Annotated in this window: 15 protein-coding genes and 1 pseudogene; 6 read left to right on the forward strand and 10 right to left on the reverse strand. The window is 71.6% G+C overall.

Annotated features, from left to right (window positions below; genetic code table 11):
* The first annotated feature begins 96 nt into the window (after nucleotides 1-96).
* Nucleotides 97-1,296, forward strand: coding sequence for a PucR family transcriptional regulator (locus BCF44_RS42980; RefSeq protein WP_147328858.1), 1,200 nt, complete (start codon nucleotides 97-99; stop codon nucleotides 1,294-1,296).
* On the opposite strand, the gene BCF44_RS42985 is transcribed toward BCF44_RS42980, so the two are convergent.
* The 3 genes from BCF44_RS42985 to BCF44_RS56095 form a co-directional block, all read right to left on the reverse strand.
* Entirely contained in the window at nucleotides 1,272-2,813 is a 1,542-nt protein-coding gene (locus BCF44_RS42985; protein WP_116180267.1) for a CocE/NonD family hydrolase, read from the reverse strand. The genes BCF44_RS42980 and BCF44_RS42985 overlap by 25 nt on opposite strands.
* Before the next feature lie 120 nt (nucleotides 2,814-2,933).
* A complete protein-coding gene (locus BCF44_RS42990; RefSeq protein WP_116180268.1) occupies nucleotides 2,934-3,671 on the reverse strand; it encodes a GAF domain-containing protein in 738 nt (245 codons plus the stop codon).
* Between the two features lie 166 nt (nucleotides 3,672-3,837).
* Nucleotides 3,838-3,987 (reverse strand): hypothetical protein, encoded by a 150-nt coding sequence (locus BCF44_RS56095; protein ID WP_170218060.1) that lies wholly within the window; start codon nucleotides 3,985-3,987, stop codon nucleotides 3,838-3,840.
* Nucleotides 3,988-4,133: 146 nt separating this feature from the next.
* Here BCF44_RS56095 and BCF44_RS42995 point away from each other — a divergent pair, with 146 nt between their 5' ends.
* The 3 genes from BCF44_RS42995 to BCF44_RS43005 are packed head-to-tail and all read left to right on the forward strand — an operon-like array spanning nucleotide 4,134 to nucleotide 8,065.
* Nucleotides 4,134-4,526 (forward strand): hypothetical protein, encoded by a 393-nt coding sequence (locus BCF44_RS42995; RefSeq protein WP_147328859.1) that lies wholly within the window; start codon nucleotides 4,134-4,136, stop codon nucleotides 4,524-4,526.
* A gap of 15 nt (nucleotides 4,527-4,541) precedes the next feature.
* Complete coding sequence (locus BCF44_RS43000; RefSeq protein ID WP_116180270.1) at nucleotides 4,542-5,411, forward strand: universal stress protein; 870 nt, start codon at nucleotides 4,542-4,544, stop codon at nucleotides 5,409-5,411.
* Nucleotides 5,408-8,065, forward strand: coding sequence for a cation-translocating P-type ATPase (locus BCF44_RS43005; protein ID WP_116180349.1), 2,658 nt, complete (start codon nucleotides 5,408-5,410; stop codon nucleotides 8,063-8,065). Before BCF44_RS43000 ends, BCF44_RS43005 begins: the two co-directional genes overlap by 4 nt.
* On the opposite strand, the pseudogene BCF44_RS43010 reads toward BCF44_RS43005, so the two are convergent.
* The 3 genes and pseudogenes from BCF44_RS43010 to BCF44_RS43020 all read right to left on the reverse strand — a co-directional run.
* Nucleotides 8,011-8,268 (reverse strand): annotated as a pseudogene (locus tag BCF44_RS43010) (respiratory nitrate reductase subunit gamma); the annotation flags it as partial. The gene BCF44_RS43005 and the pseudogene BCF44_RS43010 sit on opposite strands and share 55 nt — an antisense overlap.
* 72 nt (nucleotides 8,269-8,340) lie before the next feature.
* Nucleotides 8,341-8,817, reverse strand: coding sequence for a CoA-binding protein (locus BCF44_RS43015; protein ID WP_116180271.1), 477 nt, complete (start codon nucleotides 8,815-8,817; stop codon nucleotides 8,341-8,343).
* A gap of 162 nt (nucleotides 8,818-8,979) precedes the next feature.
* Complete coding sequence (locus BCF44_RS43020; protein ID WP_116180350.1) at nucleotides 8,980-9,384, reverse strand: SHOCT domain-containing protein; 405 nt, start codon at nucleotides 9,382-9,384, stop codon at nucleotides 8,980-8,982.
* 154 nt (nucleotides 9,385-9,538) lie between these two features.
* Between BCF44_RS43020 and BCF44_RS43025 the strand changes: the two genes are divergently transcribed.
* Nucleotides 9,539-10,039: a potassium channel family protein gene (locus BCF44_RS43025; protein WP_116180272.1), complete on the forward strand. Its 501-nt coding sequence runs from the start codon at nucleotides 9,539-9,541 to the stop codon at nucleotides 10,037-10,039.
* Here the strand turns inward: BCF44_RS43025 and BCF44_RS54945 are convergent.
* On the reverse strand, nucleotides 9,942-11,315 hold the full coding sequence (locus BCF44_RS54945; protein WP_147328860.1) for a hypothetical protein: 1,374 nt from the start codon (nucleotides 11,313-11,315) through the stop codon (nucleotides 9,942-9,944). The genes BCF44_RS43025 and BCF44_RS54945 overlap by 98 nt on opposite strands.
* Nucleotides 11,316-11,318: 3 nt before the next feature.
* Entirely contained in the window at nucleotides 11,319-11,753 is a 435-nt protein-coding gene (locus tag BCF44_RS43035) for a DUF7144 family membrane protein (protein ID WP_116180274.1), read from the reverse strand.
* Between the two features lie 158 nt (nucleotides 11,754-11,911).
* Between BCF44_RS43035 and BCF44_RS43040 the strand changes: the two genes are divergently transcribed.
* Nucleotides 11,912-12,373, forward strand: a complete 462-nt coding sequence (locus BCF44_RS43040; RefSeq protein WP_116180275.1) for a hypothetical protein — start codon at nucleotides 11,912-11,914, stop codon at nucleotides 12,371-12,373.
* A gap of 91 nt (nucleotides 12,374-12,464) precedes the next feature.
* On the opposite strand, the gene BCF44_RS43045 is transcribed toward BCF44_RS43040, so the two are convergent.
* Both BCF44_RS43045 and BCF44_RS43050 read right to left on the reverse strand, forming a co-directional pair.
* Nucleotides 12,465-12,998, reverse strand: coding sequence for a hypothetical protein (locus BCF44_RS43045; RefSeq protein WP_116180276.1), 534 nt, complete (start codon nucleotides 12,996-12,998; stop codon nucleotides 12,465-12,467).
* 12 nt (nucleotides 12,999-13,010) lie between these two features.
* Nucleotides 13,011-13,544 carry a DUF1269 domain-containing protein gene (locus BCF44_RS43050; protein ID WP_116180277.1) on the reverse strand — a complete coding sequence of 178 codons (534 nt, stop codon included), beginning with the start codon at nucleotides 13,542-13,544 and terminating at the stop codon, nucleotides 13,011-13,013.
* Nucleotides 13,545-13,803 lie beyond the last annotated feature (259 nt).

Here is a 13,803-nt window from a genome sequence, read left to right on the forward strand (position 1 = left end):
AGCCGGCGGGGGGACGCCAGGGGGTCGGGCACAAAGATCGGATGCGGGACTTTGTGCCCTGACACAAGCACGACCGGTCCTGGCTATCCTTCGCGGGTGACGTCCGACGGAGGCCGGACGATTGCTCCGGCCGTGCTACGTGTGGTCCAGCTCGTCCGCCGCCGTGCCGACGAGCTCGCGCCGGAGCTCGCCAGCCGCATAGCCGAGCAGGAGTCGGCTTACCGGCCCGGTGTGCTGCTGACGGCCGAGGAAGTGGCGGCGATGTGCCGTCGCGCGCTCGTGAACGCGGCCGACGTGCTCGCCGACGACAGCGCGGCCGCGCTCACCGAGGTGCGGGAGGGCGCGCGGCTGCACGCGGAGCAGGGAGTCCCGGTGACGGCGGCGCTGCACGCGCTGCGGATCGGCGGGCAGTTCGTGTGGACGGCGGTGATGGCGGCCGAGACTCGGCGGACCATCCTGTTGGACGCCTCCGACCGGGTCTGGACGGTCATCGACGAGCTGTCCCAGGCGGTCACCGACGCCTACGAGCGGCTCGAGACGTATCGGATCCGGCCGGACACCAAGGCGCGGGCCGAGGCGCTCGACGCGCTGTTCCACGGCGGGCAGCGGTGCGCGACGGAGGTGGCGACCGAACTGAGGCTTCCTCTGGACGGCACGTTCGTGGTCGTCACCGGCGAGAGCGAGGACGGCCGACCGGCACTGTCCGGGATCGAGGACCGGTTGCTGGCCCGCGGTGTCGTGTCGGTGTGGCTGCGCCGCCGGACGGGTGAACACGGCCTGGTGGTGCTGGGGCCGCGGTTCGACCTGGCGCAGCTGTGCGGGGAGCTCGCCGATCGGGCCACCACGCGTATCGGAGTCAGTGAGGTCTTCCACAACCTCGACGAGGTCCGGACCGCCCTCGCCGAGGCGAGCGCCGCGCGCTCGGCGGGGCGGCCCGGCAGCACCGAAGTCGTGCGGCACGACCAGGCGTTGGTGCCGCTGCTGATCGCCGCCGCGCCCGACGCGGCGCGACGGCTCGCCGACGCCGTGCTCGGCCGGATCCTGTCGCTGGCCCGGCGCGAGCACGAGACGTTGCTGTCCACCTTGCGGGCCTGGTTGGAGCAGGACGGTTCACCAGCGGCGGCCGCCAGGCGGCTGCACTGCCACCGCAACACGGTCGGCTACCGGCTGCACCGGGTGGCCCGGCTGACCGGCCGGAACCTGGGCCGGCCGGCGGATGTGGCGCAACTGCACCTGGCCCTGGAGATCGTCGACGTGCTGGGGATGGCGGATCAGCCGAGCGGGAAGTCCACATAGGACTGGTCGGTCGCGGTGGCGCTGAAGGCGACCGTGCTGCCCGGGCTCGTCGCGTCCCGGTAGAGCGGGTCGACCGTGTCGACGACCAGCGCGACATGGTGCCCGGCGGGGACGTCGTGCACGACCGGCCCGAGCGTGATGTCCACATCCTGCGGTGCGGACGGAGCGACGTCCAGCAGTGTGTCGGGCTGCCAGGACAGCAGCGTGCCGACACCGTCGGGCGCGACGTCATACAGATAGGCGATGACCGTGGTGGACGTGGCACCGCACGTCATGCGCAGATGCATGTGCGGCTCACCGCGCAGCCTCTGGACGCCGGGCGCAGACTCCCACACCATGGCGTTTGTCCTTGCGACAGCAGGTATCCAGGCGACGTGCGGGACACCGATCTGTTGGAGTGCCGCGGTGAACTCGATGATGCCGCCGTCGGCGACGGTGTCGAAGCCGGCCGTGACGGGCTCGCTCCAAGCGGGTGCGCCCTGTGGAGACATCGTCGTGGCGCCGAGGAAATCGCGCTCGCGCGAAGTGCTCATCGCTGCCCAGGACGGATATCCCTGCCACGGGCCGCCCAGCGTCGGTCGCACCTGCACCGCCGGCTGCCGGTCGACGCCGTTCGGCGCGCCCAACAGGTAGTGATCGAGCCACGCGTGCGCCTCGTCCCACGTCTCGTTGGGCAGGCCGAGCAGTCCGCCCAGTTCCGGCATCGCATGGTCGCCGGGCACGAGGCGCAGTTGCTTGGGCAGGTTCAGCCGCTGGAAGAAGTCGATGAGCTGCTCGGGCGGGAACATGTCGTCGCCCCAGGGGGCCGCCAACAGCACGGCCGGCTGGTTGGTGTTGAGCCGGTCCACCTGGCCGGCCGGGGACCGTTGTGCCGACAGGGTCGGCACCGCGCTGCGGTCGTCGTGCTGGAACGCCGTCGTCGCGGCGGTCAGGTCCGGACCGGGCCGGCCGGTGAGGCCGCCCAGTGCGAGTAACAGCCCGATGGCCTGTTGGCTCCAGGTGTTGTTGGGCAGCAAGGACCGGCCGAGATCGGCCCAGGGACTCAGTGCGGCGACCGCGCGCACGCGGCTGTCGTGGGCGGCCGTGAGCAGACTGATGCCGGCGCCGTAGGACAGGCCCGCCATGCCGATGCGCTGCGGATCGGCGTCGGTGTTGGCCAGCAGCCAGTCCACGGCGGTCGAGGCGTCGGCGACGTCGTCGGGTCCGGCCACGTCGATGGTGCCCTGCGAGTCCCAGAACCCGTGAGGCGTGTACGTGAGCGTGACGTAGCCGTCCTCGGCGAACTTGTTCGCCTGGGCGGCGTAGAGGTTGTCGTTCGTGCCGTAGCCCGGCACCAGGACGAGGCCCGGATGCGGGCCGGGAGCGGTCGGTTCCAGCACGGTGGCGGCGAGATGGATGCCGTCGCGGGCGACCAGCGTGACCGAGTGCTGCTCGTGAGCAGGCTTCGACCACGCCGGCGCCGCGGTCTCGGCGACGAGTCCGGCCACCAGCACGGGGAGCAGGATGCGGCGGTGCATTCGTTCCTCCTCGAGCGGGGAGTACGGAGACACCGTTGTTACCAGCCAGTAAACCGTTGTGGCAAGCCAAGTTCCCCCGTAGCAGCCGGACGTCGTCCTGCGCCGCGCGGCCGAGGTCGATCAGGGCGCCTCCAGGCCGAACGGATCGTCGGGAGCAAGCCTCACAACGCCGGTCACGACGTCTTCGGCGACCTCGCACAGGCGTCGCCCGCTGGCGAAGGCGTGCGCGCGTAGCCGCAGGGACGCCTCGGGCAGGCCGCACCGCAGGTGGATCGACGCGATGGCGGTCGCCTGGTACACCACCTGCCAGCGGATGTGGAACCGCTCGATGCCGAACTCCTCGGGCGCATCCGCGCCCACCTCGTCCAGTCGCGTGACGATCTGGTCGGTCAGCAGTTCCGTGAACACCCCGCCCAGGTCCAGCTCGGCCGTGGTGGGCAGGCGCGGTTCGGGCGAGTAGACCTCCACGGCGCCGATGGTGCCCGACCCCAGCCACATCGGGAACGCGAGCGCCGCGCGTACCCGCGCGAACTCGGCGGCGTCACTGAACAGCGGCCACCGGGCGCGCTGCTGTCGGAAGTCGTCGACCGCCACCGCCCGGCCGCCGGCGACGGCGAGGTGAGCGGGCCCCTCGCCCAGCGTGGTCTCGAGTTCTATCACCCGCTCGACGACGTCGGTGGTGGCGTGGACAGGTTCCAGCGCGCCGTCGTCGGCGATGAGCTGGACGCCGACGCCCGCGGCGTCGAACACGTCGTGGCAGACCATCACGAAGTGGCGGGCGGACAGCGGCGCGCGTTCGACGGCAGCCCGCCGACGGACCTCTCGCTCGATGCGGTCCGCGTCCCATTCGGTCACCATGCCGGCCTCCTCTCCGGCACACCCGGTCCTCAAATCGACGCTAGGAGCGTGGTCGTGCGCCCCCACAGGGCCACAAGGCCTTTCACGCGGCGTGTCCTCAGTCGTCATCCCATGGCGGTGACAGCGGGATCCAGCCGCGGCCCTGTGCCCCGCAGGCGGTGTCGGGTCAGATGTCGGTGAGACCCAGTTTCACCTCGTCCGCCGGCCCGAAATGGCTGTCGTCGAACACGAAGTCCAGCTGGTCGATCACATCGACCACGCCGTCGACCTGAGCCGTCAGCGACAGCGCGGCCGTGATCTGGCTCTTGCGGTCCACCTGGCACGGCCTCCGGGCGGCGGGCAGGCCGAAGGTCCCCGGCCCGGAGGTCTTCGCGCACTGTCGCCTCGGGACGGTCGCGAGCTGTGATGGTTCCAGTGGCGAAGGCCACCGGCGGGAGCCGCGACCACCCGGGAGGCGATCGCATGGCCACGACGGGGCTGCGGAACTGGTCGGCCCGACACGGTGAGCCGGCCCTGCTGGCGTTGGTCGGCCACGAACTGGTGGCAGGCGCGGCGTTCACGGTCGCGGGCCTGCCCGGCGTCGGTGCGTTCCTGTGGGCGGTGGGCACCGGGCTGGCGCTGGCGGACATGCTCGTGCGTGTCGCGTTCTGGTTGCCGGACGGGCACTGGACCAGGCGGCTGGTGAAGCCGACCGCGCTGTTGGCGGCGGTGATCGCCGCTGCGGCCAGCGGCGCCTACGGCGTGGGCAACCTGCTGGGGCTGGTGGGCGTGCTGGTCCTGATGTTCCCGCCGCAGCGGTGGGGCCGGCGGCTTGCGCCGGACCGGGCGGCTGCCCGCCGGTCGACCGGCGTCTGAACCCGAGGAGTCACCATGATCAAGGACACGCCGGGGCCGGACCCGGTTGTCGTGGGCGTCGACGGGTCCGAGTCGGCGGCGCACGCGGTGCGGTGGGCCGCGAAGGAAGCGGAGCTCACGAGCTCCCCGCTGTCCATAGTCCACGCCACGGCACTGGACGCGGTGTACGTGCCCGCAAGCCTCCCATTGCCAAGGCCCTATCACCAGGCAGTGCTGGAGATAGGTCAGCAGTACCTCGCGGCCGCCGCAGCGCAGGCTCAGGCGGTGACGCCGAAGGTGGAGGTCGGTGTGCGGCTCAGCCGCGCGAGCGCGGCGCCGGCACTGATCGGCCTGTCGTCGGCGGCGCGACTGGTCGTCGTGGGTTCGCGCGGGCTCGGCGGGTTCACCGGGCTGTTGGTCGGCTCGACGGCCGTTGCGGTAGCGGCGCATGGCCACTGCCCGCTCGTTGTCGTCCGAGGCGACGAACCGGACGCTGCGGTGCCGATCGTGGCGGGGGCGGACGGGTCGGTCGAGAGCGATGCCGCGCTCGCCCTCGCGTTTCAGGCGGCCGAGCTGCGTGATGTGCCGTTGGTGGTGGTGCACGCGTGCCCGGACACGATCGTCGAGAGCGCATGGCACGAAGCGGCAATCGGCGCGGACTGGCAGCATGTGGCTGACGCTCAGGTGGCCGCGCACCGCACGCGCCACCCGGACGTCGAAGTGCGCCCGCTCGTCGTCCGTCATGGCCCGGCTCGTGCGCTGCTGCACGAGGCCGCCCGCGCGCAGCTCGTGGTCGTCGGTTCACGGGGCCGTGGCGGATTCCGCGGGCTGCTGCTGGGATCGACCAGCCAGGCCCTGATCCACCACAGCCCGTGCCCGGTCGCCGTCGTCCCGGCGCGCCGATGATCTCCGCGCCCTGGCGTGCCGAACCCGACGAGATCGCGCAGCGGCTCGACGTGGATCCCGCGCAGGGCCTCGAGCCCGCCGAGGCCCGCCGCCGGCTGCGGGAGACCGGGCCGAACCGGCTGGACGAGCCGCCGGCCCGACCGTGGTGGCGCCTGCTGTTCGCGCAGGTGGCCAATCCGTTGGCCGTCACGTTGGCCGCTGCGGCGGCGGTGGCGGGTGCGGTGGAGCGCTCCTACCGGGAGGCGATCGCGATCGGCGTGGCCCTCGCGCTGAACGGCGTGCTGGGCTTCGCGCAGGAGCGGCGTTCGGAGCGTGCGGTGGCTGAGCTCAAACTGCTGCTCAGTCCGACGGCTCGGGTGCGCCGCGGCGGTGCCGTGCTCGCGGTGCCAGCGGCGGACCTGGTCCCGGGTGATGTGGTGCTGGTGCGGGCCGGCGACCAGATTCCGGCGGACGGCCGCGTGCTGCGGGCGGTGAGCCTGGAGATCGACGAGTCCGGGCTGACCGGGGAGAGCCTGCCGGTGGCGAAGTCGGCCACGTCGCTGGTCGGCGACGCGGGGCTGGCCGACCGGACGTCGATGTGCCACATGACCGGCGCGGTGACCCGGGGGAGCGGGGAATTGCTCGTCACCGCGACGGGGATGCGCACCGAGGTGGGCCAGGTCGCCGGTCTGCTGGCCGACACCGACGTGGAGCCGACGCCGTTGCAGCGGCAGCTAGACCGGCTCGGGCTACGGCTCGCACTGCTGGCCGCGATCGCTGTGGTGGCCGTGGCGGCCGTGCTGTGGCTGGCCGGTGGACAACTCGGCGAGGTGATCACGGTCGCGGTCGCGTTGGGCGTGGCGGCCATTCCCGAGGGCCTGCCGGCGGCTGTTGCCGTGACTTTGACGCTGGGGATGCGGAAGATGGCGGCGCAGCGGGCGATCGTCAAACGGCTGCCGGCGGTGGAGACCCTCGGGGCGACCACGGTCATCTGCACGGACAAGACGGGCACGCTGACGGTGAACCAGATGACCGCCCGTTCGGTCTGGTATGCCGGCCGCGGCTACCTGATCAGCGGCGAGGGCTACGCCCCGGACGGGACGATCGCCGCGCTCGACGGCGGAGCGGTGCCGGACCTGCGTGGTCTACTCGTGCCGGCGGTCCTGTGCGGTGACGCGGTGGTGCACGGCGGGCAGCTGGTCGGGGATCCGATCGAAGGCGCGCTGGTGGTGCTGGCCGGCAAGGCTGGTCTGGACGTCGCCGGCGAACGGGCGGCCGCGCCGCGGATCGCCGAGATCCCGTTCGACCCGGACCTGAGGTACATGGCCACGTTCCACCGCTCCGGCGCCAAGACGCGGGCGTGTGTGAAGGGAGCGGCCGACGTGCTGCTCGCGCTGGCAACGCACGTCCGAACCGAGCTCGGCGACGTCGAACTGACGGATTCGGCGCGCGAGGGCCTCACGGCGGAGATCGAGCGGTTCGCCGAGCGGGGCGAACGCGTGCTGGCCGTCGCGATCGGCGACGCCGAACCGGGAGTGCTGCCCGCCCAGCTGCTCCTGCTCGGTCTGGCCGGCGTGATGGACCCGCCGCGACCCGAGGCGGCGGACGCCATCGCGGAGTGCCGGGCGGCCGGCATCGAGGTCAAGATGATCACGGGCGATCACCCCGCCACCGCGACCGCCGTGGCTCAGGCCGTCGGCATCGGTGGCCCGGTCCTGTCCGGCGCGGACATCGAGCGCCTGGACGACGCGTCCCTGACCCGAGCCGGCGTGCTCGCCCGGGTCGCCCCGGCGGACAAGATCCGCGTCGTGCGGGCGCTGCGCCGTGCCGGCCATGTGGTGGCGATGACCGGCGACGGTGTCAACGACGCGCCGGCACTCAAGGGCGCCGACATCGGCGTCGCGATGGGACGCACCGGATCGGACGTGGCCAAGGAGGCCGCCGCGATGATCCTCGCCGACGACAACTTCGCCACCATCGTCACCGCCGTGCGACGCGGCCGCACCATCCGCGACAACATCGTCAAGTTCGTCCGCTTCCAGGTCAGCACCAATGTCGCCGCCATTTTCGCGATGGCCGCGGGATCCGTGCTGCTGGCCGGCGCGAGCCTGATGACGCCGCTGATGTTGTTGTGGGTCAATGTGATCGCCGACGGACCGCCTGCGTTGGCGCTGGGCCTGGAACCGGCGCGGCCCGGCGTCATGCGGGAACGACCCCAGCGGACCGATGTCCAGATCCTCACCGGCCGCCGTCTCGGCTGGATCGCGGCCGCCGCCGCGGTGATGGCCGCCGGCACGCTCGCGGCCTTCTGGCTCGGACTGGGCCGGGGTTTCGCCGCCGCGCGCACCCTGGCGTTCACCACTTTCGTACTGTACCAACTGTTCAACCTGCTCAACGTTCGCGACGAGCGCGACAGCGCGTTCGGACCGATGCTGGCCCGCAACTGGCGGCTGTGGGCGGCGATGGGCAGCGTGGTCGTCCTGCACGCCGCCGCCGTGTACCTGCCGTTCGCGCAAGGCCTGTTCGCCACCACCACCCTGACGCCGATCGACTGGCTGATCGCGGCGGCCATCGCGTCGACGGTGCTGTGGCTGGAGGAACTGCGCAAGGCGGCCGCCCGTCAGCGGATCGGTTCCAAACCCCGTCGCGGCGGCCGCTCGTCACGGCTGCGGTAGACGATGTACGGGCGGACGAGATAGCCCAGCGGCTTGGAGAACACGTGCACCAGGCGGCTGAACGGTCAGAACGCGAACAGGGTCCACGCGGCGAGGGCGTGCAGCTGGAAGCCGAGCGGGGCGGCGGCCATCAGCGACGGCTGCGGCTGGAGATAGAAGATCGACCGGAACCAGGGGGTGACGGTCTTGCGGTAGTCGTGAGGGGTCGTCGGCCGGAGGGCCGGGTCGCCGATCGACCTCGGCGGCCCGGTCCCGCGCGCCGGGTGCGGCGGCGCTCAGACCTGCCGAGGCACCTTGCCGGTGATCGTGCCGATGAGGCGCATCACCTTGTGCCCGCCGTCGGCGGTCGGCTCGAACATGCACGGGCAGCCGCCGTCGATGACAGCGACTCCGTGTCGGCGGCCGAAGTCCGTCGCGGCCGGCGACACGCTGCCCGCGCCGAACGCGCGGTGCATCCACACGTGCTTGACGCCCAGATCGACGCACTCGCGCATGGTCGCCTCGGCGGTCTCCGGGCGCGTGCCGATCACGACGGCGTCCACGCCGCCGTCGATCGACTTCAGGTCGGCGTAGCACCGGTCGCCCTCGACGCGATCGGCGTTGGGGTTCACCGCGAACACGGCGTAACCGCGGTCCCGCAGCCGCTTGTACACCACGTTGCTGCCGTGGTTCTCCGGGGTGCGGGACACGCCGGTCACCGCGATCCGCCGGTTGGCCAGGAACGCGGCTGCCGCGGCCTTCACGGACGGCATGACCTCTCCTCACTGTCGGCGGGGAGTCGGCGTCGTCGTCTCCCCGAGCCGGTTCGACGATGTCGGCGTCAACTCTGAGGGCGGGTCGCCGTGCTCGGGGAGAGCAGTTGGTCCCCCGGGGTCAGGGGCTCCGGACACCAGATGTCACCACCGCGCCCGCCGTCACGACATGAGTGCCTTGTGCTTGAGGGTCTCGTATTCCGCCCTGGTGATCGCGCCGCTGTCCAACAGGTGTTTGGCCTTGGCGATCTGCTCGGCCGGACCGTCGGCGGCCGAGACCGGCCGGGCCGAGTGGTTGTGCCACATCCCGGTCTCCTGGGCGGCGACCTCGCGGCGCACCGCCATGGCGCTGCCCTCGGCGATCAGGTACGCCAGGACGCCGACGAACGGCAGCAGGATGACCAACACCGTCCAGCCGGCCTTGCCCCATCCGGAGATGTCGTGCCGGCGGAACAGGTCGGCGAAGACGGTGATGAGCAGCCAGAACCAGATGATCCACGCGAACACGATCAGCATCGTCCACAGCACGTCCAGCATGGGGTACCCGCTTGACTGCGCGAGATTCATCATGCCTCCCTGGTCGGGCAGCTGACATGCGGTCGCACATCAGGGGACACACGGTGCCCGCGCTCCGGCCGCCGCCGCCTCCTCCCGCGCGGATGGACCGCCGAACAGCCTGCAGGAGGAGACTTCGAGGTGGGAGGCCAGCGTGGACCGGAGAATGTCGTTTCGTCATGTGGTGCTCGCAGCGGTCCGGCCGACGCTGTCGACCGCGGTGTTGGTGGCGCTGTACTACCTGCTGCCGATGGACCGCCCGGCCGGCGCGGGGGCCTTCGCCGTCCTGTCCGGCGGGCTGGTCGCGGTGGTCGGCGTCGTGATCTGGCAGCTCCGGACCATCCTGCGGTCCACTCGCCCGGTGGCGCAGGGCGTGCAGGCGCTGGCGCTGGCCATCCCGTTGTTCCTGCTCGTGTTCGCCTCGGCCTACCACCTGCTGGCCGCCGACGTGCCCGGCAGCTTCAACCAGTCGCTGACGAGGACCGACGCGCTCTACTTCACCGTCACGGTGTTCGCCACCGTGGGGTTCGGCGACATCGTCGCGGTCAGCCAGCCGGCCAGGATCGCGGTCACCGTCCAGATGGTGGGTGACCTGCTGGTGCTCGGGGTGGTGCTTCGCGTTCTGCTCGGCGCCGTGCGACGCCGCCGCCACGAGCGAGAAACATGAGCGCCAGTTCATATGCGCCGAGAACTGCCGCCACGACGAGCAGTCCGGTCCACGACGACAGCACCGAGGCCACCACCGCCGCGACGACGACACCGGCCACCCGCAGCAGGTCGACGTGGCGGCGGATCCAGCCGGGGCAGGCTGCCCAGATCCGGCGCACCACCGGCCACATCCGCGTGCAAACGGCAACTGCGCTGCGCCGCAACCACACCGGCAATCGTCCTGGTCCCACGAGGTAGGCCAGCACGGCCAGTGCGCAGCCGGCGGCGAGCAGCCCGATTCCACTCCGGTGCAGCCCGGAGAACACGACTGTGACGGCGGTGTCGGCCGCCGAGCGGTAGACGCCGGCGGGCACCTGGACCAGCACCTGGGCCTTCACCGCCCGCATCGCCGCGGTCACGGCGACGACCCACACCGCCAGCCAGACACCGAACTGGAGCAGCGTGCGTCGCCGGGTCGGCGACGTCCACAATGCGGCGGCCAATGCCACCACCGTCGCCGCGATCACGCCGTAGAGCCACCGCTTCGCCAGCACCACGCCCTCCTGGAGCTGGCGGAGCTCGTCGCCGCGGTACACGGTGAACCGGGCGAAGTCCGCGGGCAGTGTGACGCCCAGCGCGTTGCCGACGATCGCCCGCAACTGCGGCGGCACCTCGCCGCTGGTGACGTCGGGCAGGTCGAGCCGATGCCCGAACAACGTCGGCAACTGCTGCTCCAACTGCCTGAGCACCTGGTTGACGACGGGCAGCAGGTCGATGCGCACCTCGTCGCCGGTCGCCGCGATCACCTGGCTGTCGCCGTCGAGTATCGCCACGGCCTGCTGGTGGACCAGTCGGTTGGCCGCCGTCCAGAGGCTCTGGAACTGGTCCGTGCGCACGAGCTGATCGACGGTTCGCTGCACGAGTTCGTGCAGCTGCCCGGTGAGCGGCCCGGCCACGAAGGCGGCCGGGCCGGGCAGCACCTCGGCCAGCCGCCCTCGCACGTCGACCACCTGGAACACCTCGTCCGTCGTGTACGTGGCGATCGCCGTCGCCACCTCGGGTTGCCGGGGCAGCGGGGCCACGGTGGCAACCCAGCGGTCCGTGTCCAGCACGGTCCACGTGGCCCAGACGCCGACCATGCTCACCACGACGCCCAGTGCCGCGAGGGCAACCAGAACGGCCGCCGCACAGCTGCGTGCGACGGCCAGGCGCCGCTGACGCCCCTGTTTCCTGTCCAGCTGGGAACGAAGTTCCTCCACCTCGGCCCGTAACCGGGCGAGCTCGTCCTCCGCCACGCGTCACGTCACCGTGCTGCGGTCACTGAACTTGTTGTCGACCTTGTCGGGGACCCGGACCTCCTGCCACCGAACCGTGAGCGCGTACAGCACGACGACGTCGAGTCCGATCATCAGCAGCGACCACACCGGATACGCGCCCAGCCAGAAGACCTGCACCGCGGCGTGCACGCCGACGATCACGATCGCGGCGATGCGCGCCGCGCTGCTGGCGGCGAACAGGCCGAGCCCGGCCGCGAGCATCACGGCGCCGAAGATCACCAGCGCCCAGCCCCAGCCCCTGAGGTCGATCATGTACAGCTTGTCCTCGACCATGACCACGCGCGCGGTCTGGCCGAGCGCCACCAGGCCCTCGACGACGTTGAGCACCCCGGTCACCAGCAGCATCACACCGGCGAAGAACACCCAGCCGGCCCACATCGTCTTGTTCAGCACCATGGACGATCCTTCCCTGAGTGAATGGTGTCGCCGGCCGACCCTGGCGGGTGCCGGCCGAGGGTGCCTCACCCGCCGGGGGTGAACCGGTCACGGGTGGACGGCGTCCTCATCCGCGCAGGGTGACGACCGGACGCGGACGGCCGGCACAGGCTTCAGGTATGACTGAACGGAAGGTGTGGCCGGCGGCTGTGGTCCTGTCGATGTGCGCGGCGGTCGCGTGCGGGAGCACGACACCCACGTTCCCGGCCGACGGCACCGCCACCCACGTCACGCCCTCGCCGTCGAGCACGGCAGTGTTCTGCGCGTCCATGCGCCAACTGGGTTCCGATGTGCACGCTCTGCTCACGCTGGACGTGGTCGCCGTCGGAGTCGGTGGGCTCAAGACCGCCGTGCAGCGGGTGAGCGCGCAGCTGGGCGTCGTCGCCCGCGACGCGAGCGGCGCCTTCGGCCCGCAGCTGCGGACCCTGCGAGCCGAGCTGGACGACCTCGGCGACACGATCGCCGGCCTGACCGACGCGGCCGGTGTCCGTACCGCGTTGTCCGAGCTTCGCTCGCAGATCGCGGCGGTCGGCTCCGGATGGGACGCGCTCAAACGACAGGCCGCCGACGTGTGCCCGTGACACACCACCGCCCCGCGACCGAGAACGGCGGGGCGGTGGGTTTATCCGACAGGTGGCCCGAAACGGCGCCCCGTCACCGCTCACCCGCCGGCTATGGGGCCTCCAGGTCGTGCATCCGCTCGGCCTCCTGGCGGGTGGCGAGGCCGATGTCGACCAGGTCGAACGGGCTGATGAACACGTCGCCCACCCGGAAGCCGCCGGTGCGCATCAGCGCGTCCCGCAGCGGCACCGCCCAGTGGTGCTCCAGCAGCAACAGCGCGGCCGCCGAGTCGTTCGGGATCTCGGCCAGCACGTCCCAGGTCTGCTGGTCGCGGAACACGTGCACGCCGCGCTCCGCCGCGGATTCGGCGCCGGTCGCCATGCCCTCGACGGCCCCGGCCTCACCGCCGTAGCCGAGGCCGACCAACGCGCCGATCTTGCCGCCCAACTCGGTCGTCTCCGCCGGCGTGAGGTTGGTCAGGTGCTCGACGTCCATCCGCCCCGCCGCGTCCTTGCGCACGATGACCGCGTCGATCACCTTGATGGTGTCGCTGTTGCGCAGCCGTTCGAGCTCGGCGAGGACCTCGCCCTTGAAATCGGGATGCTGGAAGCCCAGCACCAGCAGTTGCACGGGACCGATCGCCATGGCGTGTCTCCCTCAGTGCGTCTGCTGCTTGGCAGCCGGCTCGGTGGGCCGCGGCGCCGGCGTGTCGCCGTGCAGCGCCGCCTGGAGCTGGACCTCCGCCTGTTCGGGCAGGGAGGACTTCAGCACGGTGCCGCCGTACCTGCTCAGCGCGGCGACCGCCTTGTCCGTCGTCGCCCGCTCGATGATCAGGAACAGCGCCGACGTCCCGGGCTGGAGCATGTCCCGCACCTGTCGTTGGAACTGCTTGCTGATGCCCGACTTCTCCACCTTGCCCAGCAGCGCCCCGAGGCCGGCGCCGACCGCCATGCCCAGGAACGGCACGAAGAACAACAACCCGAACAGCAGGCCCCAGAACATGCCCCAGGACACCCCGCCGGCCACCGCGTGGTGGTTCGTCGTGGTGTGGAACGCGCCACCGGAGTCCCTGGTCACCACCGCGATGGCGTCCGGTTCGATCACCAGGTCCGCCGCCAGGCGCTGGACCTCCGCTGCCGCCGCCGCGGCCGTTGCCTCCTCGGGATACCCGATGGCCACCAACGTCGCCATGTGCGTCCACTCCCTTCCGCCGGCCGATGCGCGGCCCGGCTCCGGTGTCCATCGGAGCGGGGCGGCGGCGCAGCCGCCTCCCCCGCGGCGCGTGAACCGGAGTCGTTGCGACACGAAGCTGTTCGCGCGCCGGCAGCCGTCGTTCAACACCATCCGTGTGAGGTGATGTGCCGAGCGGTCGCGGACCGTCACACTCGGCCGGGGCTGGGCACCGCGACGCGACCGCTGATCTTTGGCGACCAAGACGATCAGGCTGGTG

It is taken from the genome of Kutzneria buriramensis (assembly GCF_003387475.1).
Taxonomy (GTDB): Bacteria; Actinomycetota; Actinomycetes; order Mycobacteriales; family Pseudonocardiaceae; genus Kutzneria; species Kutzneria buriramensis.

What these genes read in the sequence shown, in the direction of transcription:
- BCF44_RS42985 (WP_116180267.1), bottom strand. Translation starts at nt 2,813, where the DNA reads ATGCACCGCCGCATCCTGCTCCCCGTGCTGGTGGCCGGACTCGTCGCC.
- BCF44_RS42990 (WP_116180268.1), bottom strand. Translation starts at nt 3,671, where the DNA reads ATGGTGACCGAATGGGACGCGGACCGCATCGAGCGAGAGGTCCGTCGG.
- BCF44_RS42995 (WP_147328859.1), top strand. Translation starts at nt 4,134, where the DNA reads ATGGCCACGACGGGGCTGCGGAACTGGTCGGCCCGACACGGTGAGCCG.
- BCF44_RS43000 (WP_116180270.1), top strand. Translation starts at nt 4,542, where the DNA reads ATGATCAAGGACACGCCGGGGCCGGACCCGGTTGTCGTGGGCGTCGAC.
- BCF44_RS43005 (WP_116180349.1), top strand. Translation starts at nt 5,408, where the DNA reads ATGATCTCCGCGCCCTGGCGTGCCGAACCCGACGAGATCGCGCAGCGG.
- BCF44_RS43015 (WP_116180271.1), bottom strand. Translation starts at nt 8,817, where the DNA reads ATGCCGTCCGTGAAGGCCGCGGCAGCCGCGTTCCTGGCCAACCGGCGG.
- BCF44_RS43020 (WP_116180350.1), bottom strand. Translation starts at nt 9,384, where the DNA reads ATGAATCTCGCGCAGTCAAGCGGGTACCCCATGCTGGACGTGCTGTGG.
- BCF44_RS43025 (WP_116180272.1), top strand. Translation starts at nt 9,539, where the DNA reads ATGTCGTTTCGTCATGTGGTGCTCGCAGCGGTCCGGCCGACGCTGTCG.
- BCF44_RS43035 (WP_116180274.1), bottom strand. Translation starts at nt 11,753, where the DNA reads ATGGTGCTGAACAAGACGATGTGGGCCGGCTGGGTGTTCTTCGCCGGT.
- BCF44_RS43040 (WP_116180275.1), top strand. Translation starts at nt 11,912, where the DNA reads ATGACTGAACGGAAGGTGTGGCCGGCGGCTGTGGTCCTGTCGATGTGC.
- BCF44_RS43045 (WP_116180276.1), bottom strand. Translation starts at nt 12,998, where the DNA reads ATGGCGATCGGTCCCGTGCAACTGCTGGTGCTGGGCTTCCAGCATCCC.
- BCF44_RS43050 (WP_116180277.1), bottom strand. Translation starts at nt 13,544, where the DNA reads ATGGCGACGTTGGTGGCCATCGGGTATCCCGAGGAGGCAACGGCCGCG.